Raw genomic sequence first — 21,116 nt, forward strand, 5'->3', positions numbered from 1 at the left:
GACAACGCGGTCAGCGCCCTGGATATCGTTGCCCAGCACGTTACCGGTCAGCTCGACGTGCTGTTCGGTTGCCGTCACCGCGTTGCTGTCATCGAATGCCTGCGGCGCATCATCATGGATGATCACATCGAGCAAGCCTTGGGCGACATCGCCGTCACTGTCACTGACGAGCACCTGCAAATGCTCGGTCAACGACTTGGCCCCATCGTTTTCGATATGTTGTCCGGATGCAGTGAGTGTATAGCTGTAACTTACCTGGCCAGTGTCAGGGTTGTAGCCAGTAATCGTCAGGATGTTACCTAGCCCGGTGGTGATCGACTGTCCAACGCCCGTCACCACACCGCCCGTCACCACATTGATGCCAGCGACACTGAGATTGAACACGCCATCCTGTGCCACCACGGTAAAGCGGCCCTGTTGGGTCAGTGCCATCGCATCACTGGCAGAACCCAGTGGCAGATTCGCCTCGTTCAGGCTCAGTTCACCCGGGGCGATGTTCAGGCCCAGCAAGGTGACGGGATGATTTTCGTCTACTGACGGGATGGTCGGCTCCGTAGGTCCCGTGCCGCCATTGCCGTTGTCACCTGCCACGGGCCGACCGTTGAGCGTACTGCCATTGCTGGGGTCGAGGCCGCCTACTTCGCGGTTGGCAAGTTCGGGAAAACCATTGAAACCTGCCGTCGGGAAGCCCACCACCGGATCGACACGGGCGCCGACCTCATCAAGTATGACGAAACTGTGACCTCCTCCCAGCGCCCCGGAGACACTAGGGCTGCCTGAGCCGGCGGCGGTTGCCTCGGCGCTCTGGGTCGGGTCGTCGCCTGCGGCAATCGCCTGCTGGATACGCTCCACATCACTCAATTGTGCGTCGCTCGGCGCTACGTCGTGGGCCGGTGCATGGGGCGCCCGGTTGGCCAGCAGGTCTGGCGTCATCTCCAGGCTGCTGTCGCGGCCCAGGGTCAACTCGGCACCGTTCTGCAGGCGCACCGCCACGGCCCCTGCAACCCCCGTCTCCAGCTGCTCGCCCACGAACAGGCGGTCACCTTCGATCAAAGGGCGCCGACTTCCATCGCTGGCGACTGCGAATACCTGGCCAATCACCTTGCTGACCACACCGACATACTTAGCCATGAGCGCACGCCTCCCCTTACTGGTGGGCTACATCAGCCAGTGACATTGCGCAGGCAGGTGCAGGCATGGGCTACGAAACCGTTCGACGGTAAGACTCGTACGCTCAGGCACTACTTTGGCGATAGTAATAATGTAAGTTGGCCATCAATTTCTGCCAATTTTTTGTCGCCAAATACTGCTTTCACCTAACCCCTCTACGTCCTTAGCTGCAAAAAATATGGAACTTGCCGCAGTGCTTGTACATCGCGCCCTGTAACGACTCGCGAATTCACTTGGATGAAACAATGTCTTGCTTTCCTTAGACCGCATAAGTTTTTTTTCGCATAACCATTATGAAAAAATCTTCTTAGATCGCCCGTCAAATGTTCTTAGCTCTGTTGTTACAAACATGAAACGGTTTGGATAATAAAATTCGTCATTTTTTTGGCGAAAAGCAGGAATTTTTTGTGACCAGGGAGAAGTAGCCCCATGCGCGTTTTAACCCCCCTCGCCAGCGCCATGTTGATAGCCATGGCATGCACGAACGTCGAGGCGATGTCCCTCAACGAAGCCATCCAGAGTGCCGTGGATTACCACCCGCAGATCAGCTCCAATCGCAACAGCAAGCTTTCGGCCGATGAGGATGTCAAATTCGCCCGCGGTGGTTACTACCCGACCGTGGATCTGGTGGCAGGTTATGGGCGTCAGCGCTCGGACAACCTCAACACCCGTGGTATCAACCCGGACGGCACGACCAACCACAACAAGGAAACTCTCAACTACACACAGTCGGAACTGCGCCTGCGGCAAATGATCTTCGACGGTTTCAACACCGCCAATGAAGTGGGCCGCACCGAGGCGGTGGCGACCTCTCGCGCCTACTACACCCAGGCCATCGCCCAGGATGTCGCCTTGCGCACCGTGGAGGTGTACCTGGAAGTGCTCAAGCGCCGGGAGCTTGTGGACCTGGCCAAGAACAACCTGCAGGCGCACTTGCGCGTCAACGACCAGATCGGCCTGCGTAGCGAACGCGGTGTCGGCAGCACCGCCGACCTCGATCAGTCCCGCGCCCGTCGCGCCCTTGCAGAAAACAACCTGGACACTGCCGAAGTCGACCTCGCCGATGCCGAAGCCAACTTCTATAGTGTGGTCGGCCGGATGCCAGACGAACTGGAAGGGCCGCGCTCGATCAAGGTTGATGTGCCAGGCACGCTGGACGAAGCACGCGAAGCCATGCGCCAGAACAACCCTTACCTGAAGTCGGCCCAGGCCGACGTCAATGCCGCGGAACAGCAATACGAAGTGGCCAAGTCGCCGTTCTACCCCCGTCTGGACGCGGTGCTGGCCACCGGTGCCAACAACAACATCGGCGGCGAGCGAGGCCACAGCAACAACGACTGGCAGGCCGGCGTCGAGCTCAGTTACAACCTGTTCCGTGGCGGCAGTGACAAAGCCCGGCTGCAATCTGACGCGCACAAGATCAACCAGGCCCTGGACATCCGCAACAATGCCCTGCGCGAGCTGACCGAAAACCTCAGGTTGTCCTGGAACGCGATGAACAACGCCCGCAAGCAGACCCCGACCGCACGCGAATACGCCGAGACCACTCAGCGCGTGCGCGCCGCCTATCAGGACCAGTTCGGCCTGGGCCAGCGCACCCTGCTCGACGTGCTCGACAGCGAAAACGAGCTGTACAACGCCAACCGCCGTTACACCGAAGTGCGTTATACCGAAGAGTATTCGATGTACCGGGTACTGGCGACCATGGGTGAACTGCTCAGCAAGCAACGCATTTCGTTACCACCAGAGGCTATCGCCAACAACGACGTCCGCACCGAAGCCAGATTGCCCGACATGCGCTGAGCGTCGCCCGCACTGGCACGGATCGCCTGCACAGCAAAACCATCCACCTGGCGGGAGTAGGCCATCGTGACCAGTATGCAAAGTGCGCAACCGCGCCCGGATGTCGATGACCCGCTGCTCGATGGCCTGCTGATACTCTGCCGGCTGCATGGCCGCCCGGCCAGCCGCGCCAGCCTGTGCAGCGGCCTGCCATTGGCCCAGCAACGTCTGGGCGCGGACTTGCTGCCGCGGGCTGCGGCGCGTGCCGGGCTGCAAGCGCGGGTGCTGGAGCGGGCGCTGGATGATATCTCGGCGCTCAACCTGCCAGTGCTGCTGTTGCTCGACAATGGCCGCAGCGCGGTGTTGCAGCGCTGGGGCGATGACGGCCGAGCGCTGATCCTGCCCTGCGAAGCTGAAGGCGGCGAACAATGGGTCGAGCGCGAAGCACTGCAGCAGGCCTACAGCGGCCACGCCCTGTTCGCCCGCCCACGGCATACCCTCGAAGACGTGCGCTCACCGCTGTTGCCGCGGGTCAACGCCTGGTTCCGCGACACCCTGCGCCATTCCCGTTGGTTGTATGGCGACGCCCTGCTGGCCAGCCTGCTGATCAACCTGCTCGGCCTGATGGTGCCGCTGTTCGTGATGCAGACTTACGACCGCGTGGTCCCCAACCAGGCGCTGTCGACCTTGTGGGTGCTGGTCGCTGGCCTGTTCATCGGCACCGCCTTCGAGCTGGTGCTGCGCATGGTCCGCGCCCACTTGCTGGACCAGGCCGGCAAGAAGACCGACCTGATCCTCTCCGCTACCCTGTTCGAGCGCATCACCGGCATGGCGATGAAGGCCAAGCCCGCCACTATCGGTGGTTTCGCCCAAAGCATCCATGACTTTCAGGGCCTGCGTGAATTCCTCACCGCAGTCACCCTGACCAGCATCATCGACCTGCCCTTCGTGGCGCTGATGCTGCTGGTGATCGGCCTGCTCGGTGGCTGGCTGGCGCTGATCCCGCTGATCGCCTTCCCGCTGGCAGTAGGCTTTGCCCTGGCCATCCAGGCCCGCCTGCGCGACACCGTGCAAAAAAGCCTGAGCCTCGGCGCCGTGCGCCAGGCGCTGTTGATCGAAACCCTCGGCGGCCTGGAAACCCTCAAGGCCTGCGGCGCCGAAAGCGAACGCCAGTATCAGTGGGAGCACACCAACGCCGCCATCGCCCGCCTCGACGCCCACGCCCGCAACCTGTCGTCGCTGGCCAGCAACGGCACGCTGTTCATTCAGCAGTTCTGCGGCATGGCCACCATCGTTGCCGGGGTGTACAGCATCATCGCCGGCAACCTCAGCGTTGGCGCCCTGGTCGCCAGCTACATGCTCGGCAGCCGCGTCCTCGCCCCGCTCGGCCAGATAGCCGGGCTGATCACCCGCTACCAACAGGCGCAGCTGACCATGCGCAGCACCGACGCACTGATGGCCCTGCCCCAGGAACGTCAGCTCGATCAGCAGGCCCTGGAGCACACCACGCTCAGGGGCGGCCTGGCGCTGAGCCACATCACCTTCCGCTACCCGGGGCAAGTCAGCCCGGCACTGCACGATGTGAACCTGACCATCACCCCCGGCGAGCGCATCGGCATCATCGGCCGCAGCGGCTCGGGCAAGAGCACCCTCGGGCGGCTGCTGATGGGCTTCCATCACCCCGACGAAGGCCAGGTGCTGCTGGACAACCTTGACCTGCGCCAGCTGGACATCGCCGACCTGCGCAGCCAGATCGGCTACGTGGCCCACGACCTGTCACTGCTGGCCGGCAGCCTGCGCGACAACCTGACCCTCGGCGCCCGCCACATCAGCGATGCGCGCATGCTCGAAGTGGCCGAACTGACGGGCGTCAGCGAGCTGGCCCGGCAACACCCCAACGGTTTCGACCGCCCGGTAGGCGAGCGCGGCCAGTTGCTCTCCGGCGGCCAGCGCCAGGCTGTGCTGCTGGCTCGCGCACTGCTGCTGGAACCGCCGATCCTGATCCTCGACGAACCCACCAGCCACATGGACAACAGTAGCGAAGAGCAACTGCGCCAGCGCCTGCTGAGCTGGGTGCCAGGCAAGACCGTGCTGCTGGTCACCCATCGCACCGCGATGCTCAGCCTGGTGGAGCGGCTGGTGGTACTGGACAACGGCAAGATCGTCGCCGACGGGCCGAAGGATGCGGTTGTCGACGCCTTGCGCAAGGGCCGTATCGGCTCGGCCCTTTGACTCAACATACTCAACCCTGTGGGAGCGGGCGTGCCCGCGAAGCAGACACCGCGGTGTGTGGCACCGGCTTTGCCGGTGTTCGCGGGCAAGCCCGCTCCCACAGGGACCGCGCCTTGCCACTGAGACAAGTGAGGTAGGCATGTCCTTGAGCCACAACATCCGTAGCAGCCATGGCGCCGACAAACGGGCCGAACGCGACTACATGCCGGAACTGGCCGGCGCCACCCTTCAGGACTCGCCACGCCTGTCGCGGCTGACCGTGTGGCTGGCCGCCGCGCTATTGCTGGTGGCGCTGGTCTGGGCCAGCCTGGCGGTGCTCGACGAAGTGACGGTCGGCGAAGGCAAGGCCATCCCGTCGAGCAAGGTACAGGTGGTGCAGAACCTCGAAGGCGGCATCGTTACCGAGATTTTCGTGCGCGAAGGGCAGATGGTCGAAAAAGGCGCCACGTTGCTGCGCCTTGACGACACCCGCTTCAAGTCCAACAAAGGCGAAAGCGAGGCTGACCGTTATGCCCTGACCGCCCAGGTCGAGCGCCTGTCGGCGGAAGCCGAGGGCCGCCCGTTCGTGCTTTCGGATGAAGTACGTGCCAATGCGCCGCAGGTCGCCGAAGACGAGATCGCCCTGTACGGTTCGCGCCAGCGGCGCCTGGCCAGCGAAAAACAGACCCTCAACGAACAACTGCGGCAGAAGAACCAGGAGCTGGCCGAGTTCCGTTCCAAGGTCGACCAGTACCGCTCGGCCGTAGCACTGCTGCAGCAGGAGACGGACATGTCAGCGCCGCTGGTGAGCAAGGGCGCCATCTCGCCGGTGGAGATCCTGCGCCTCAAGCAACGCACCGTGGAAGCCCGCGGCCAGCTCAATGCCACCAGCCTGGCCATTCCCCGCGCCGAGGCAGCGATCGCCGAGATCAAGAGCAAGATCGAGGAGTCTGATGCAAGCTTCCGCTCGGACGCAGCCAAAGAGCTGAATGACAAGCGCACCGAGCTGTCCAAGATCACCGCCACCAGCATCGCCATCGACGACCGGGTCAACCGCACCACAGTGGTGTCGCCCGTGCGCGGCATCGTCAAGTTGCTCAAGGTCAACACCATCGGCGGCGTGGTGCAGCCGGGCAGCGACCTGGTGGAGATCGTGCCGATCGAAGACAACCTGCTGATCGAGGCCAAGGTGCGCCCGCAAGACGTGGCCTTCCTGCACCCGGGGCAACCGGCGATGGTCAAGTTCAGTGCCTATGACTACACCATCTACGGCGGGCTCAAGGCCAAGCTGGAGCTGATCAGCGCCGACACCGTCACCGATGACAAGGGCAATGCGTTCTACCTGATCCAGGTGAGGACCGAGAAGAACCACCTGGGTGGGGACAACAAGCCATTGCTGATCATCCCCGGGATGGTGGCCACGGTGGATATCATCACCGGGCAGAAGAGTGTGCTGGATTATCTGCTCAAGCCGGTGCTCAAGGCACGGACCGAGGCGCTGCGGGAAAGATGAACAGCCTTTCAGGCCCTCTTCGCGGGCAAGCCCGCTCCCACAAGTACTGCGCAGATTTCACGGTCAGCGGTGATCCTGTGGGAGCGGGCTTGCCCGCGAACAGGCCGGCACAGAAAAAGCATGACCTCAACCCTCACCCATGATTACGGGCAAATGTCTCGGCGCCCATGGCCTTGATCTGCCCTTCGATCAACGCCTCGAACGGCCGCAACAGGTCATCGAAATTCACGGGTTGTTCCAGCACGTTCAACGCCTGCACCACCGCCTCGAGGGTCGACACCGCCCCCGGCTCCGGTGCCTTGCGCAGGCGGTAGCGTGAAGGCGCCACCTCGGCCAAGGTCATGCGAGGCAGCGCGTCGAGCAGCGGATTCAGGTACAGCAGCTTGCGTGCCTTGCGCCAGGTGCCGTCGGGGACGATCAGCATCAATGGCCTGTCGTCCGTTTCGCCGTAGGCCGTCAGCGCTTGCGCCTGTTCGCCCGGAAACAGCAGCACAGGCCGATAGCCTGGGCTGGCCAACAGCTCGCCAAGGTCAGTGAACACTTCGCCGACCCGCAGTTCGGCATTGACCAGGCCCAGGGCGGCCAGGCGGGCGGTGTTCAAGGCGTGGGCGGTTTCACTGGGGTGCTGCAGCAGGACCACGCGGGTGCGGCTTTCCAGGCTGGGGATCAGTGGGCAAAGGCAATGGTCGAGCGGGCGCTGGCAGCGTTCGCAGCGGGGTCTGGGCATGGGGGTCTCCGTTGGCGGAGGGATTTTGCCACAGGCTGGAAGTTTGGGCCCGCTTTGCGGGCCCCAAAGCCTTCAGCGGTTGAACCGCTCTGCCAGGCTATGCAGATACTCGGCCATCCGTTCCAGGTCCTGACTGATCTCGGCCCCCTGTTTGGCCTGCCCCGCCGACTGGTCGCACAGTTGGGCAATGCGCACGATCTGTTGATTGATATCCTCGGCCACATGGCTCTGCTGTTCCGACGCCGTGGCCATCTGCTGGCTCATGCCGGTAATGCGGCTGACCGCCTGGGCAATGCCGGCCAGCGCCGTTTGCACCGCCTCGACACTTTGCACACTGTCGCGCGAGATCTGCTCGCCGCGGCTGGCAGTGCTCACTGCACGCTCGGCGCCAGCACGCAGCGAGGCGATGATCTGATGGATTTCGTCGGTGGAAGCACGTGTGCGCTGCGCCAGCGAACGCACCTCGTCGGCGACCACGGCAAAGCCCCTGCCCTGCTCGCCGGCGCGGGCTGCCTCGATCGCGGCGTTGAGCGCCAGCAGGTTGGTCTGCTCGGCAATCGAAGTGATCACATCGACCACACTGCCGATCGACTGGGTCTGCTCGGCCAGGGCGTTGACCGCCTGACCGATATCACTGACCGCCTCGTTCATGCTGCCCATGGCCTTCAGGCTCTGCTGCGCCAGCTCGCTGCCGTGCTGGGCCAGCTGGTCGGCGTCACCGGCAGCATGGGCCGTGCTTTGCACGTTGTGGGTGACCTCCTGGATGGTCGCGGCCATCTGGGCGATGGCCGTGGCCGACTGGTCGGTCTCGCTGCGCTGGCGGTCGAGCATCTGCGCCTGGGCATCGGACAGGTCGGCCGACTGAGCGGCCCGCGACTTGACCCCCACGCCGGCGTCCACCAGGCGAGTAAGCGCGGTTTGCAGGCGCGCTTCTTCGCTGATGATGGCCAGGTCGAGCTGGCCCAGCAGGCCAGGATTGTCACTGTAGGTCAGGGCCACCAGGGGGCTGGTGAACGCCTTCGGGTGCTCCGCAAGCGTGCGGCGGATCGTTTGGCCTTGCTGGCGCTCGATCAGGTACCAGGCCACCAGCAAGCTGGTCATCAGCACGCCCAGCGCCAGATATGGCGCCAGCCAGAGGTAGCCGGCAGCCGACAGCAGGCCGGCGCCGATCAACGGCCCGCCGTGGGCCACGCCACGCGCCAACCGGGCTGCCCAGGGCGCCGGCGACTTGCCCGCGCGCAGCCGCGCGTACAGGGCTTCGGCACGGCGGATCTGCTCGCGGGTCGGCACCGAACGCACCGACTCGTAGCCACTGATGCGACCATTTTCGTAGATCGCCGTGACATAGGCGCTGACCCAATAGTGATCGCCGTTCTTGGCGCGGTTCTTGACCACCCCCATCCAGGGTTTGCCTTGCTTGATGGTCTCCCACATGTGGCCGAATACGGCGGGGGGCATGTCAGGATGACGCACCAGGTTATGTGGCTGGCCAACCAGTTCGTCGTAGGTAAAACCGCTGATCGCGACGAAGGCGTCATTGCAGTAGGTGATGCGGCTATTGAGGTCCGTGGTGGAGATCAGGCGCTGCTCGTGGGGAAAGGTTCTTTCGTGCTCAGTGACGGGCAAGTTCATGCGCATCTTGAACGGTCCTTCGAAGATGGGGTATTGAGGGTGCAGCGCAACTAAATATCTAGCAGAGCGTGGAGGGGTTAGCGGCTAATTTGAAAATTTATTTAGCGCACTCAGTCGGATTGTCCTACGAAACATCCTTCAACCGACATTCAACTGGCTCTTGAGCAAGTCCCGGAATGTTTGAATCAGCGGCTCACGACTACGCCCCCTGCGCACGATCAGCGAGAATGGGGCCTGATACCCGAAAGTAGCTGGCGATAACACCCTCAGGTCGCCCTTGTCGACCCAAGCCTGGGCGTAGTGCTCGGGCAGGTAGCCGATGTAGGCGCCCGAGAGAATCAGGATCAGCTGCGCCTCCATGCTTTCCACCGTCGCCGCACTGTGCTTGAACCCGTGCCGGGCCAGTTCGGCCTGGCTCCAGTAGCCACGCCCCACCATGCGCTGCTGCGTCACCACCTGCTCGGGGATGCGCCGCTCGGCGAACAACGGGTGCCGGCTACTGCAATACAACCAATGCTGCTCGCGGTATAGCGGCAGATAAAGCAAGCCGCTCATGCGTGAAGAAAACGCACCAATGGCCAGGTCCAGACGATTGTCCTGCACACCGAGTTGCAATTCGTAGGGGCTGGACACCGACAGGTGCAGGTGGACCGCCGGGTGTTCCTGGCTATAGGCCCCGATGGCCTCGGCCAAGGGCAGCGCCTGGTCGCCAACGGTGGAGTCGATCACCCCCAGGTTGAGGGTGCCGCGCAGCTCGCCCTTGAGCGCTGCGGCGTACTGTTCGAAACCGTCCAGCTCGGCCAGCAGGCGCAGGGTCTCCTGATGGAACAGCTCGCCCTTGCTGGTCAGGCTGAAGCCGCCCCGGCCACGGTGGCACAGCACGATCCCCAGGGCGCCTTCGAGCTGGCTCATGTAGGTACTGATGGCCGAGGTCGACAGGTTGAGTTCGCGCTGGGCATTGGCGAACCCCTGGTGGCGCACCACGCTGACGAAAATGCGCAGCAGTTTCAGGTCGGGCAAGGTCGAGGCCATGGGCAACGGTTCCGCAGGGTATTTGCGCGCAGTCTAACCGCTCCGGCGCGCGATAGTTCAGAAATTCCTGAAGTAAGTATTTGCCGGTAGCGATTTTTCTCACTCACTACCTTGCGCAGACTTGGCCGAAATGGCCCTGCCCGCCGGCATATACAAAGCTGAAAGGCGTGCGGCGGCACAGGTTCGAACAAACAGAACAATCGACCGACTGATGAGGCCCACCGTGGACAAAGTTCTCCACCAACCACTGGGCGGCAACGAAATGCCGCGTTTCGGCGGCATCGCCACCATGCTCCGTCTCCCCCACCTGCAAAGCGCCGAAGGCCTTGACGCCGCGTTCATCGGCGTACCACTGGACATCGGTACCTCGCTGCGCTCCGGCACCCGTTTCGGCCCGCGGCAGATCCGCGCCGAATCGGTGATGATCCGCCCGTACAACATGGCCACCGGTGCCGCTCCGTTCGACTCGCTGTCGGTGGCCGACATCGGTGACGTGGCGATCAACACGTTCAACCTGCTCGACGCCGTGCGCATCATCGAACAGGCCTACGACGAGATCGTCGAACACAACGTCATCCCGTTGACCCTGGGGGGCGACCACACCATCACCCTGCCGATCCTGCGCGCCCTGCACAAGAAGCACGGCAAGATCGGCCTGGTGCACATCGATGCCCACGCCGACGTCAACGACCACATGTTTGGCGAGAAGATCGCCCACGGCACCACCTTCCGCCGCGCCGTGGAAGAAGGCCTGCTCGATTGCGACCGCGTGGTGCAGATCGGCCTGCGCGCCCAGGGCTATACCGCCGACGACTTCAACTGGAGCCGCCGCCAGGGCTTCCGCGTGGTGCAGGCCGAAGAGTGCTGGCACAAGTCGCTGGAACCGCTGATGGCCGAAGTGCGCGAAAAGGTCGGCGGTGGCCCGGTGTACCTCTCGTTCGACATCGACGGCATCGACCCGGCCTGGGCCCCTGGCACCGGCACCCCGGAAATCGGCGGCTTGACCACCATCCAGGCGATGGAGATCATTCGCGGCTGCCACGGCCTGGACCTGATCGGCTGTGACCTGGTCGAAGTCTCCCCGCCTTACGACACCACCGGCAACACCTCGCTGCTTGGCGCCAACCTGCTGTTCGAGATGCTCTGCGTACTGCCGGGCGTCGTGCGTCGCTGACCGCCGGCATTTGCAACACCCTTGTAGGAGCGGCCTTGTGTCGCGAAAGGGCCGCAAAGCGGCCCCCGGATTTGGCGGCACCGCATAGATTGCCGGGGCCGCTGCGCGGCCCTTTCGCGACGCAAGGCCGCTCCTACAGACCCCGGCAGGAGCCATGAGGGAGGGCCATAGAGGCCCGCCAACACAAGACAAGACCGCCGGGCGCCGTGAACCCGCCTTGCGGTCGATCTCGCCATAATAAAGATAATCGGGAGACCCCCAATGGCCTTGGACATCATTGTTGTAATGATCTATACCGTCGGCATGCTCGGGCTGGGCTGGTATGGCATGCGGCGCGCTAAAACCCACGAAGACTACCTCGTGGCCGGGCGCAACCTCGGCCCGACCCTGTACATGGGCACCATGGCCACCACCGTGCTCGGCGGCGCCTCCACCGTCGGCACCGTGCGCCTGGGCTACGTCCATGGCATCTCTGGCTTCTGGCTGTGTGCCGCCCTGGGCCTGGGCATCATCGCCCTCAACCTGTTCCTCGCCAAACCGTTGCTGCGCCTGAAGATCTTCACCGTCACCCAGGTGCTGGAACGACGCTACAACCCCATGGCCCGCCAGGCCAGCGCGGCGATCATGCTGGCCTATGCACTGATGATCGGCGTCACCTCGACCCTGGCCATGGCAACCGTGCTGCAAGTGCTGCTCGACCTGCCCTTCTGGGCGTCGCTGCTGCTCGGCGGCGGTGTAGTGGTTATCTATTCGACCATCGGTGGCATGTGGTCGCTGACCCTGACCGACATCGTCCAGTTCGTGATCAAGACCGTTGGCCTGATGTTCATCCTGCTGCCGATCTGCCTGTACAAGGCCGGTGGCTGGGATACCCTGGTGGCCAAGTTGCCGGCAGCCAGCTTCAGCTGGACCACCATCGGCTGGGACACCATCATCACCTACTTCCTGATCTACTTCTTCGGCATCCTGATTGGCCAGGACATCTGGCAGCGGGTATTCACTGCCCGTGACGAAAAGGTCTGCCAGCGCGCCGGCACCACCGCCGGTGTGTACTGCGTGCTGTACGGCCTGGCTTGCGCCCTGATCGGCATGTCCGCCCATGTGCTGATGCCGGACCTGGCCAACCCGAACAACGCCTTTGCCGAGATGATCAAGGGCCAGTTGCCGGAAGGCATTCGTGGCCTGCTGATGGCAGCCGCGCTGGCGGCCATGATGTCGACCGCCAGTGCCGGCTTGCTGGCAGCCTCGACCACCTTGACCGAAGACCTGCTGCCCAAGCTGCGTGGCGGCAAGCAGTCGAGCCTGGGCGTCAGCCGCCTGTTCACCCTGATTACCGGCCTGGTGGTGCTGGGCATCGCCATGGCAGTGAACGATGTGATCAGCGCCCTGACCCTGGCCTACAACCTGCTGGTCGGCGGCATGCTGATCCCGCTGATCGGTGCGATCTTCTGGAAACGTGCAACCACCGCAGGCGCCATCGCCAGCATGTCGCTGGGCTTTGCCACCGCACTGTTCTTCATGTTCAAGGACGGTCTGGATGCCAACACGCCGATCTACTACAGCCTGGCAGTTGGCCTGGTGAGCTTCGTGCTGGTGAGCGTGCTGTCGCGCAAGCCGCTGGGTGAAGTGAAGCTGGCCTGATCAGGCCGCAACAGCGGAAACAACAAGGCCGCGGCATCGGACAGATGCTGCGGCCTTTTGCATTTCAGCGACGACGCGGCTGGCGCTTGCGCTGCTCTTCATCAGTCGGGATCGGCACCGGCTGCAAAGGTGGTGGAATCAGCCCCAAGGCGACGGCCAGGTCGTGGAGCCAGTTGAACATTTGGTTTTTCATAATGCCCCCTTGACGGGTCAGCCTCACGGCAAATTCAATCCTGCGATGTTTCATACAGATCATAGTCCGATGTCCTGTACTACGCATGCTCTTGTTCCTACAGATATGGGCTAGATTGACGCGGATCAAGCGGAAACGGCGTATTCCGACGACTGGTTAATCGTTTCGGTTTGTTGCAGATCGATCCAGGCCTGCAAATTCGCCCCGCGCATGCCCTGGCGCCACATCAACCAGGTTTCAGCGTGATCGAAGGGTGAATGCAACCGATGCGCGCTGACTCGATCACGCCCAGGCAGGCTGTCGAGCATCGATTGCGCCATCAAGGCCACGCCCGCACCCGCAATCACGCAGGCCAGCATGCTCTGGTACGACTCGATTTCCATCACCCGCCCCATCGGCGTGTGGTCATGGGCATACCAGGCCTCCAGGCGCATACGGTAGGAACAGCCCTGGCGGAAGGTGAACACCGCCTTGCCGGCCACGTCCCTGGCACTGCGCACCGCCGGGTGTTCCGGGCTGGTGATCAAGACCAGCACTTCATCGCACAGCGGCACACCATCAAGCCCGGCCAGGCTTGGCGGGCCGTCCACCAGTGCGGCATCCAGGCGATGGCTGAGCAGGCCTTCAAGCAGATCGCCGCTGGGGGCTGCCTGTACCTACAGGTTCACCGCCGGGTATTGCTGGTGATAGCGCGCCAACAACGCCGGCAAGTGGATGGCGGCAGTGCTGTACATGGTGCCCAGCACGAAATCGCCGGCCGGCTGGCCGCCTTGCACCGCCGCCACGGCTTCATCACGCAGCGCCGACAGGCGGTTGGCATAATCCAGCAGCACCTTGCCAGCGGGCGACAGCTGCAAGCGCTGGCGTTCGCGCAGGAACAATTCCACCCCCAGTTGCTCTTCGAGCTGGCGCAGGCGCGTCGACAGGTTCGACGGCACCCGGTGCAGGCGCTCGGCGGCGCGGGTCACCGAACCTTCCTCGGCCACGGCCTGGAAGATGCGCAGTTGGCTGAACTCCATGACATTCTCCAAAACAGAACAACTTGATCATCATTATTCAATTTTATTGAAAGTCAATCCGCCCTAACCTGCCATCCATCGCATCGCTTCGCGCAGGAGAGTTCTCATGTCGCCGCTCGTACAACTGCTGGCCAGCGCCGTGGCCCTGATGATGGCCATGGGCATCGGCCGCTTCGCCCTCACCCCGCAACTGCCGCAACTGATCGCCGAAGGGCAGTTCGACCTGACCGCCGCCGGGCTGGTGGCGGCAGCCAACTACCTGGGTTACTTCCTCGGCGCCGTGGACGCCATGTATGCCCGGCGGCCCAACCAGGTGAAACTGCGCCTGCATGGTGGCCTGTGGCTGTGCGTGCTGCTGAGCCTGGCCTCGTGGGCGGCGGACGGTTTCTGGAGCCATCTGCTGCTGCGCTTCGGCACTGGCGTGGCCAGTGCCTGGGTACTGGTGATGATCACCAGCCTCAGCCAGCAAGTGGCCAATGCTCACAACCGCCAGCGCCTTGGGGCGCTGGTGTTCGCCGGGCCTGGGCTGGGCATCGCACTGACTGGTCTGCTGGCATTGGCTGCCCATCTGCTGGGGCTCGGTTCGGCGGCACTCTGGCTGATCTATGCCGTTGCGGCGCTGGTCATGCTGTTGGCCGTGCGCCCTTGGCTGCCTGGTGCCCTGCAAACGGCCGTGGTGCCAGCCGCCGCGCAACAAGGCCCGAACCGCAGCCTCGGTATCGGTCGCCTGGGCCTGGTCTATGCCCTGTACGGCGTGGGCTACATCCTACCGGCCACCTTCCTGTCACAGATGGCCAACCAGCAGTTTCGCGGCAACTGGATGGCCGACCTGTTCTGGCCTGCATTCGGCCTGGCAGCGGCGCTGGGTGTGGTGCTGGTGAGCCTGCGTCGGGGAAGCCGCACTTCGGCCTGGCTGACTGTCACCCTTTGGCTGCAAGGGTTGGGAGTGGCGGCCTGCCTGATCGGTGGCAGTGTTGGCCTGGCCCTGGGCGTGGTGCTGTGCGGCGGGCCCTTCCTGGCGTGCATGCAACTGGTGATGCAGCGCTCGCGTGAACTGGCGCCGCACGCCACCCAACGCAATGCCGGGCTGCTGACCGCGTGCTTTGCCTTGGGCCAGTTGAGCGGGCCGTTGCTGGCGGCGTTGAGCAACCACTACAGCGGGAGTTTGCAGCCAGCGCTGGTGCTGGCTGCGATGGGCCTGGGGGTGGCGGGCGTGCTGGTGCTGACCGGTGGCCGCAGCCTTGAGGATTGCCTGGCGGCGACTCGGGCAGCCTGAACGGTCAAGGTTTGCAGTACCGGCCCTTTCGCGTGCAAACCCGCGAAAGGGCCGGTACTGGCAACCTTCAACCCACAAACTTACGCAGTTGCTGCTTCACCCAAGGCTCGGCACTCACGAGGATCACCCCCAGCAGTACCATGACCGCCCCAAGCACAAAATTCAGACTCAACGGCTCACCCAACAGCACCACGCCGAAGGTTACGCCGAACAATGGGGTGATGAACGAAAACACCGCCAGGTTGGAAGCCAGGTACTTGCGCAACAACCAGAACCAGGTCAGGTAACTGACAAACGACACCACGATCCCCTGGAACAGTACGCTGCCCACCGCCAGCGGCGTGAATGTCACATCGCCAATTTGCCCGCTGACCAGGGCGATCAGCAGCAACCCGGCAAACCCCACCGCCAGTTGGTAGAACAAGGTCAGAGTCGCGGGTGCTTCCGAAAGACGCGAGCCACGTACCACCACCGTGGTCGCACCCCAGGCCAGCCCGGCAAGTACGCCAAAGGCGTCTCCCAACAGCATCCGCCCATCCATTTCGGCGAACGACATGCCGCCGGCAAATGCCATCGCGATGCCGGCAAAGGCCAATAGAATCCCCAGCCATTGCAACAACCGCAGCCGCTCACTGGGCAGCATGAAGTGCAGGCCCAGCGCCGTAAACACGGGGGCGGTATAGAGGAACACCGACATATGCGCTGCCGAGGTCAGCTTCAGGCCCTCGGCGATGAACAGGAACTCCAGGCCGAACAGCCCACCGGCCACGAGCCCCGCCCGCCAGGTGCTGCCCACCTGTTCCCAGCCGCCGCGCCAGCAGATCATCAGCCCCACCAGCAGCGCGGCGATGCAGTTACGCAGCGCAGCCTGCATCACCGGCGCGATGTCCACCGCCGCCGTCTTGATCAGCACCTGCTGGCAGCCCCAGATCAGGCACAGGCCCAGCATCACCTGGAAGGCAAAGGCGTCGGGGTTCTTGCGGGCCGCGCTCATGGGCGGGCCTTTTGGGTGGTCGAGGGCATCGGCAAGGGCTCGGCAGTGGTCAAGGAATACCGATTATCGGGTTTCCCTGCCCGCCCTTGCCAGCCTCAAAACAACCTCAAGCGATCTGTGCCTTGGCCGAAACGTGCTCGAAGGTGGTTTCATCCAGCGCATCTTCTTGTTCATCCAGCACTTGGCGCGGGTGCTCGAAGCCGGGGATGCTGCTGTCGATCAGGCTGAGCAAGCGCGAACCACGCTCGGTGAGCACGAAGTTCTCGCCATTGCCGCCGTCTTCCGGAGGCCGAGTCTCTATGAAACCGCGCTCGAACAGTAGCTTCTCGTATTCGCACGCACGGGTCTTCAAATGGTCCAGGTCACCCACCGGCTGGCCCTTGGCGGCCAGCGCCGCAGCGTGCTGCTCGGCATAGGGGCGTGGCGTGAAGCTGTGACCGGCGCCGTTCTGCACTTCGTGCAGCAAACGCTCGATCAGGTCCCAGTCGTAGGTGCTGCTCATGGAGATGGCCTCCTGCTGTGGACGAAGGGGGTACACAGGTTGGGACCTGTTGGCAGGCGGGAGTGTTCCAAAAGTTATCCAGACACGAACGTTGCCGAATTGGACTACGGCTAAATCCGCAACTGGAACAGGCTGAAACAAGGTGGCTCACATCGTGTATCAGGTGGCAAAAGGTAGAAACTATTTGCTGTCGACATGGCTGCCAAACCACATCTGGCCCATTAATGCATCACCTCCCCTTCGGCACTGTTCATGGAGAAGGGGCGGACGTAACCATTGCGTACCTATCAGCGCTGGCGTTGTTGCGCCTGCATGTATTGGCGCAGCAGCTGGTTGATCCGGGTCTGATATCCGGCTCCCTGCTCCTTGAACCAGGCAAGAACATCAGAATCCAGGCGTATGGTAACCGTCTGCTTGGCTGGAACGCGCAATTCGGCTTCACGGAAAAAGTCTTCTCCCAGTTCGGGGATATCAGAGGTGTCGATGTCCCTGTCACTCTGTTGAGCCAAGCGACTCCAATCAGTTTTCGATGTTTTGGTCATAATTTTTGGCCTCCCATCTGGTGGCTTTTCGCGCAGAGATGATTCGAATGACATCACCCTGCCTTTCCGTGTAGACGACAACGCCTATCAGGCACTTCAACCAGCCAAGGCTGACCCAGCGCTCCTCATCGTGGCCCGGACAATCATCCCGGCGAATCAGCATCGGGTGATTGAACATATCCGGTACATCGCAGAAATCGATGCCGTGTTTGCGGATGTTGATCTGGTTCTTTGCTTCGTCCCACTCAAAGAACATGGGACGCTCCGTATTTACATCTGTACATACGATACCTCCTGTTTGATGGCGAGACTAGAGGGCAATTGCTCGCCCTTCAATAGCGCCAGGAGGCTTTGGGAAAAGGACTACAGCATGAAGCGGAAGCTGCCTGAACAAGTGCCTGGCGAGGCTCCGCTACGACTTCAAACTGGGGCCCAGGGGGATCGCGGTACTAGTACTTCGGGGTTGTAGCCGTCGGTCGTTGGGGCTGAACCAACTCGCCGGCACGCGCCTCCACCGGGCAACACCACCGCCGGAGGTAGAAAGGATGAAACCGCTGCTGCGCATCGCCTGTGCCACCGCCCTGTGCTGCGCCCTGCCCGCCTGGGCCTGCACGCCGGAAGAGGCAACTCAGAAACGGGAGGAGCTGGCCGGACTGGTCAGTCAGCTGACCGAGCAGAACCCGCAGAAGGCCAAGGAGATCAATGACGAACTGCAGGGGATGGAGCTGGGGACGGCGAGCAAGGATTTGCCCGACAAGTGCCAGTTGATCGACAAGCGGATCAAGGAGCTGAAACAGGCGGAGAAAAAGGCTGAATAAGTATTGGCCTGTGCTGGCCTCTTCGCGATCCGACTTGCCCGCGAAGAGGCCAGCACCGCTATTGAGCCTTACTCAGCTGCCGGCTTGCGCTTCTTCAGCGGTGCCAGGCCATCGGCGCTGGCCAGCGGTGCATTCGGCCGTGGCTTGGCGGTCGGCTTGCGCTTGGCAGCGGCTTTCTTCTCGCCAGTCTTCTTGTCGACCTTCTTCTTCTTGGCACCCGCCGCCTTGCCCGAGGCCTTGACCTTCTTCGGCCCGCTGTAGGTGCCTTTGACTTCCTTGATCACCCGGCGCTCGAACTGCTGCTTGAGGTAGCGCTCGATGCTGGACATCAGGTTCCAGTCATTGTGGGTGATCAGCGAGATCGCCAGGCCCTCGCCACCGGCACGGCCGGTACGGCCCACACGGTGCACGTACTCGTCACCGCTGCGCGGCATGTCGAAGTTGATCACCAGGTCCAGGCCGTCGATGTCCAGGCCACGGGCCGCCACATCGGTGGCCACCAGTACCTTGGAGCTGCCTTGCTTGAAGCGCTCGATGGCCAGCTTGCGGTCCTTCTGGTCCTTCTCGCCGTGCAGCACGAAGGCCTTCACGTCCTTGGCCACCAGGTGACCATAGATGCGGTCGGCCAGGGCGCGGGTGTTGGTGAAGATGATCGCCTTGTCGAAGGTCTCGTTGGCCAGCAGCCACTGCACGATCTGCTCTTTATGCTGGTCGTGGTCGGCGGTGATGATCTGCTGGCGGGTGCCCTCTGCCAGCTGCGAGACGCTGTTGAGCATCAAATGCTCAGGGTCTTTCAGGACCTTGCCGATAATGTCGCGCAGGGCCGCGCCGCCGGTAGTGGCGGAGAACAGCAGGGTCTGCTCGCGGTTCTCGCACTCCTTGCACAGGCGCTCCATGTCTTCGGCGAAGCCCATGTCGAGCATGCGGTCGGCTTCGTCGAGGATCATCACTTGCACGTGGGACAGGTCGAGGTTGCCGGCGTTGAGGTGCTCGAGCAGGCGGCCCGGGGTGCCGATCAGCACGTCCGGCACCTTGCGCAGCATGGCGGCCTGCTCCTTGAAGTCTTCACCGCCAGTGACCAGGCCGGCCTTGATGTAGGTGAACTGCGAGAACAGTTGCACTTGCTTGAGGGTCTGCTGGGCCAGCTCGCGGGTCGGCAGCAGGATCAGCGAGCGGATCTCGACGCGCCCGCCTTTGAGGTCGACCAGGCGGTTGAGCAGCGGCAGGACGAATGCCGCGGTCTTGCCGCTGCCGGTCTGCGCGGTCACGCGCAGGTCGCGCCCTTGCAGGGCCAGGGGGATGGCCGCGGCCTGCACCGGGGTTGGCTCGACAAATTTAAGCTCGGCCACGGCTTTAAGCAGGCGTTCATGCAGGGCGAATTGGGAGAACACGGAGGTAACCTCAGGCAAGTGCGGGAAATTCAGTTGCATAGGGTAACGTTTTCTGCCGCCTTAGCCGAATTTCTTTTGGCAACTTCGTCGGCTTCCGCGCTCTAATGGCGCTTCGTTTTGCTGCAATAGACCGGTTTACAAGCTCATGGACATCCAACGCATCTGGCGTGACAGCCTCGACCTGTGGGGCACCCTCGATCAACATCCGCTGCTTCACGCCTCTATCGGCCTGGCCGTACTGCTGCTGGTTTCACTGGTGCTCGGGCGCCTGGCACGCTTCCTGGTGCTGCACGGCGCTCGCCTGCTGGCCCGGCAGACGGCACTCAAGTGGCTCGACGACCTGCGCCACAACAAAGTCTTCCATCGCCTGGCCCAGACCGCCCCGTCACTGGTCATCCAGTTCGGCCTGAAACTGGTGCCGGAGCTTTCCGACACCGCCCAGCACTTCCTCGGCAACCTTGCCCTGGCATTCACCCTGCTGTTCATGACCATGGCGCTGTCGTGCCTGCTCGATGCCCTGCTGGACATCTATGCCCGCACCGAACACGCCCGCACCCGCTCGATCAAGGGCTACGTGCAGCTGGCCAAGATGATGCTGTGGATCTTCGCCTCGATCGTCATCGTCGCCACCCTGATCGACCGCTCGCCGCTGTTGCTGCTGTCTGGCCTGGGTGCGATGTCGGCGGTGCTGCTGTTGGTGTACAAGGACACGCTGCTGTCGTTCGTCGCCAGCGTGCAACTGACCAGCAACGACATGCTGCACGTGGGCGACTGGATCGAGATGCCACAGGTCGGTGCCGATGGCGATGTCGTGGATATCACCCTGCACACGGTCAAGGTGCAGAACTTCGACAAGACCATCGTCTCGATCCCGACCTGGCGCTTGATGAGCGAGTCGTTCCGCAACTACCGCGGCATGCAGCAGTCCGGTGGCCGGCGCATCAAGCGCAGCCTGTTCATCGATGCCGCAGGTGTGCGCTTCCTGACCCCGGACGAAGAACAGCGCCTGAGCCAGGTGAGCCTGCTGAGTGACTACCTGGCCGGCAAGCGCCAGGAACTGCTGGCCTGGAACGAAGCGCTGGGGCCGGTAGCGGAGCTGTCGGCCAACCGCCGCAGGTTGACCAACATCGGCACCTTCCGCGCCTTTGCCCTGGCCTACCTGAAGAAGCACCCCAACGTGCACCCGAACATGACCTGCATGGTGCGGCAGATGCAGACCACCGCCGAAGGCGTGCCGCTGGAGATCTACTGCTTTACCACCACCACGGTGTGGGCCGATTACGAGCGGATCCAGGGGGATATCTTCGATTACCTGCTGGCGGTGTTGCCGGAATTTGGCCTGAGCTTGTATCAGCAGCCGAGTGGCAATGACATGCGCGTGGGGCTGGCGGGGCGAGCGGCATCCGAGCCGATGCCGCGCCGCCTTGAAGAAATGAACGAGGCTTGAGATGGCCGGGGGCTGCGTTGCAGCCCCTTGACGCCTCAACGGCGAGTCAGAG

General features: G+C 62.9%; 18 protein-coding genes and 1 pseudogene. 8 read left to right on the forward strand and 11 right to left on the reverse strand.

The window, feature by feature from the left end; all coding sequences use genetic code 11:
• Positions 1-1,131, reverse strand: a 1,131-nt coding sequence (locus APH33_RS13690; protein WP_156351944.1) for a retention module-containing protein, incomplete at its 3' end; no start/stop codon positions are given.
• A 468-nt stretch (positions 1,132-1,599) separates the two neighbouring features.
• Here APH33_RS13690 and APH33_RS13695 point away from each other — a divergent pair.
• The 3 genes from APH33_RS13695 to APH33_RS13705 all read left to right on the forward strand — a co-directional run bounded on the left by APH33_RS13695 (position 1,600) and on the right by APH33_RS13705 (position 6,676).
• Positions 1,600-2,973 carry a TolC family outer membrane protein gene (locus APH33_RS13695; protein WP_054885664.1) on the forward strand — a complete coding sequence of 458 codons (1,374 nt, stop codon included), beginning with the start codon at positions 1,600-1,602 and terminating at the stop codon, positions 2,971-2,973.
• A 75-nt stretch (positions 2,974-3,048) separates the two neighbouring features.
• The gene (locus APH33_RS13700; RefSeq protein ID WP_156351950.1) at positions 3,049-5,184 is read left to right on the forward strand and encodes a type I secretion system permease/ATPase; all 2,136 of its coding nucleotides are present in this window, start codon (positions 3,049-3,051) and stop codon (positions 5,182-5,184) included.
• 139 nt (positions 5,185-5,323) lie between these two features.
• Positions 5,324-6,676: an HlyD family type I secretion periplasmic adaptor subunit gene (locus tag APH33_RS13705; RefSeq protein ID WP_054885666.1), complete on the forward strand. Its 1,353-nt coding sequence runs from the start codon at positions 5,324-5,326 to the stop codon at positions 6,674-6,676.
• Between the two features lie 133 nt (positions 6,677-6,809).
• Here the strand turns inward: APH33_RS13705 and APH33_RS13710 are convergent, their stop codons facing one another.
• From APH33_RS13710 to APH33_RS13720, 3 genes are all read right to left on the reverse strand, one after another.
• Positions 6,810-7,403, reverse strand: coding sequence for a tRNA-uridine aminocarboxypropyltransferase (locus APH33_RS13710; protein WP_054885667.1), 594 nt, complete (start codon positions 7,401-7,403; stop codon positions 6,810-6,812).
• A 72-nt stretch (positions 7,404-7,475) separates the two neighbouring features.
• Complete coding sequence (locus APH33_RS13715) at positions 7,476-9,041, reverse strand: PAS domain-containing methyl-accepting chemotaxis protein (RefSeq protein ID WP_054885668.1); 1,566 nt, start codon at positions 9,039-9,041, stop codon at positions 7,476-7,478.
• Between the two features lie 132 nt (positions 9,042-9,173).
• Complete coding sequence (locus APH33_RS13720) at positions 9,174-10,067, reverse strand: LysR family transcriptional regulator (protein WP_054885669.1); 894 nt, start codon at positions 10,065-10,067, stop codon at positions 9,174-9,176.
• Positions 10,068-10,290: 223 nt separating this feature from the next.
• On the opposite strand from APH33_RS13720, the gene speB reads away from it, so the two are divergent.
• The gene (gene speB, locus APH33_RS13725; RefSeq protein ID WP_054885670.1) at positions 10,291-11,241 is read left to right on the forward strand and encodes an agmatinase; all 951 of its coding nucleotides are present in this window, start codon (positions 10,291-10,293) and stop codon (positions 11,239-11,241) included.
• Between the two features lie 261 nt (positions 11,242-11,502).
• The gene (locus tag APH33_RS13730) at positions 11,503-12,882 is read left to right on the forward strand and encodes a sodium:solute symporter (protein ID WP_054885671.1); all 1,380 of its coding nucleotides are present in this window, start codon (positions 11,503-11,505) and stop codon (positions 12,880-12,882) included.
• Positions 12,883-12,946: 64 nt separating this feature from the next.
• On the opposite strand, the gene APH33_RS27825 is transcribed toward APH33_RS13730, so the two are convergent.
• On the reverse strand, positions 12,947-13,075 hold the full coding sequence (locus APH33_RS27825) for a PA1414 family protein (RefSeq protein ID WP_256215799.1): 129 nt from the start codon (positions 13,073-13,075) through the stop codon (positions 12,947-12,949).
• A gap of 125 nt (positions 13,076-13,200) precedes the next feature.
• Positions 13,201-14,094 (reverse strand): annotated as a pseudogene (locus APH33_RS13735) (LysR substrate-binding domain-containing protein).
• Between the two features lie 106 nt (positions 14,095-14,200).
• Here APH33_RS13735 and APH33_RS13740 point away from each other — a divergent pair.
• On the forward strand, positions 14,201-15,370 hold the full coding sequence (locus APH33_RS13740) for an MFS transporter (RefSeq protein ID WP_054885672.1): 1,170 nt from the start codon (positions 14,201-14,203) through the stop codon (positions 15,368-15,370).
• A 67-nt stretch (positions 15,371-15,437) separates the two neighbouring features.
• On the opposite strand, the gene APH33_RS13745 is transcribed toward APH33_RS13740, so the two are convergent.
• From APH33_RS13745 to APH33_RS13760, 4 genes are all read right to left on the reverse strand, one after another.
• On the reverse strand, positions 15,438-16,364 hold the full coding sequence (locus APH33_RS13745) for a DMT family transporter (RefSeq protein ID WP_054885673.1): 927 nt from the start codon (positions 16,362-16,364) through the stop codon (positions 15,438-15,440).
• A gap of 106 nt (positions 16,365-16,470) precedes the next feature.
• Positions 16,471-16,866: a hypothetical protein gene (locus APH33_RS13750; RefSeq protein ID WP_054885674.1), complete on the reverse strand. Its 396-nt coding sequence runs from the start codon at positions 16,864-16,866 to the stop codon at positions 16,471-16,473.
• 287 nt (positions 16,867-17,153) lie between these two features.
• On the reverse strand, positions 17,154-17,408 hold the full coding sequence (locus tag APH33_RS13755; RefSeq protein ID WP_054885675.1) for a BrnA antitoxin family protein: 255 nt from the start codon (positions 17,406-17,408) through the stop codon (positions 17,154-17,156).
• Positions 17,386-17,664 (reverse strand): BrnT family toxin, encoded by a 279-nt coding sequence (locus APH33_RS13760; RefSeq protein WP_054885676.1) that lies wholly within the window; start codon positions 17,662-17,664, stop codon positions 17,386-17,388. Before APH33_RS13760 ends, APH33_RS13755 begins: the two co-directional genes overlap by 23 nt.
• A 289-nt stretch (positions 17,665-17,953) precedes the next feature.
• Here APH33_RS13760 and APH33_RS13765 point away from each other — a divergent pair, with 289 nt between their 5' ends.
• Entirely contained in the window at positions 17,954-18,226 is a 273-nt protein-coding gene (locus APH33_RS13765; protein ID WP_054885677.1) for a hypothetical protein, read from the forward strand.
• A gap of 68 nt (positions 18,227-18,294) precedes the next feature.
• On the opposite strand, the gene APH33_RS13770 is transcribed toward APH33_RS13765, so the two are convergent.
• Positions 18,295-19,656, reverse strand: coding sequence for a DEAD/DEAH box helicase (locus APH33_RS13770; RefSeq protein WP_054885678.1), 1,362 nt, complete (start codon positions 19,654-19,656; stop codon positions 18,295-18,297).
• A 106-nt stretch (positions 19,657-19,762) separates the two neighbouring features.
• On the opposite strand from APH33_RS13770, the gene APH33_RS13775 reads away from it, so the two are divergent.
• Positions 19,763-21,064, forward strand: coding sequence for a mechanosensitive ion channel family protein (locus tag APH33_RS13775; RefSeq protein WP_054885679.1), 1,302 nt, complete (start codon positions 19,763-19,765; stop codon positions 21,062-21,064).
• The last annotated feature ends 52 nt before the right edge of the window (positions 21,065-21,116 follow it).

The organism is Pseudomonas sp. NBRC 111130, assembly GCF_001320485.1.
Lineage (GTDB): Bacteria > Pseudomonadota > Gammaproteobacteria > Pseudomonadales > Pseudomonadaceae > Aquipseudomonas > Aquipseudomonas vlassakiae.

Coding starts and splice junctions, on each gene's coding strand:
- APH33_RS13695 (WP_054885664.1), top strand. CDS start 1,600: ATGCGCGTTTTAACCCCCCTCGCCAGCGCCATGTTGATAGCCATGGCA.
- APH33_RS13700 (WP_156351950.1), top strand. CDS start 3,049: ATGCAAAGTGCGCAACCGCGCCCGGATGTCGATGACCCGCTGCTCGAT.
- APH33_RS13705 (WP_054885666.1), top strand. CDS start 5,324: ATGTCCTTGAGCCACAACATCCGTAGCAGCCATGGCGCCGACAAACGG.
- APH33_RS13710 (WP_054885667.1), bottom strand. CDS start 7,403: ATGCCCAGACCCCGCTGCGAACGCTGCCAGCGCCCGCTCGACCATTGC.
- APH33_RS13715 (WP_054885668.1), bottom strand. CDS start 9,041: ATGCGCATGAACTTGCCCGTCACTGAGCACGAAAGAACCTTTCCCCAC.
- APH33_RS13720 (WP_054885669.1), bottom strand. CDS start 10,067: ATGGCCTCGACCTTGCCCGACCTGAAACTGCTGCGCATTTTCGTCAGC.
- APH33_RS13730 (WP_054885671.1), top strand. CDS start 11,503: ATGGCCTTGGACATCATTGTTGTAATGATCTATACCGTCGGCATGCTC.
- APH33_RS27825 (WP_256215799.1), bottom strand. CDS start 13,075: ATGAAAAACCAAATGTTCAACTGGCTCCACGACCTGGCCGTCGCCTTG.
- APH33_RS13740 (WP_054885672.1), top strand. CDS start 14,201: ATGTCGCCGCTCGTACAACTGCTGGCCAGCGCCGTGGCCCTGATGATG.
- APH33_RS13745 (WP_054885673.1), bottom strand. CDS start 16,364: ATGAGCGCGGCCCGCAAGAACCCCGACGCCTTTGCCTTCCAGGTGATG.
- APH33_RS13750 (WP_054885674.1), bottom strand. CDS start 16,866: ATGAGCAGCACCTACGACTGGGACCTGATCGAGCGTTTGCTGCACGAA.
- APH33_RS13755 (WP_054885675.1), bottom strand. CDS start 17,408: ATGACCAAAACATCGAAAACTGATTGGAGTCGCTTGGCTCAACAGAGT.
- APH33_RS13760 (WP_054885676.1), bottom strand. CDS start 17,664: ATGTTCTTTGAGTGGGACGAAGCAAAGAACCAGATCAACATCCGCAAA.
- APH33_RS13765 (WP_054885677.1), top strand. CDS start 17,954: ATGAAACCGCTGCTGCGCATCGCCTGTGCCACCGCCCTGTGCTGCGCC.
- APH33_RS13770 (WP_054885678.1), bottom strand. CDS start 19,656: ATGCAACTGAATTTCCCGCACTTGCCTGAGGTTACCTCCGTGTTCTCC.
- APH33_RS13775 (WP_054885679.1), top strand. CDS start 19,763: ATGGACATCCAACGCATCTGGCGTGACAGCCTCGACCTGTGGGGCACC.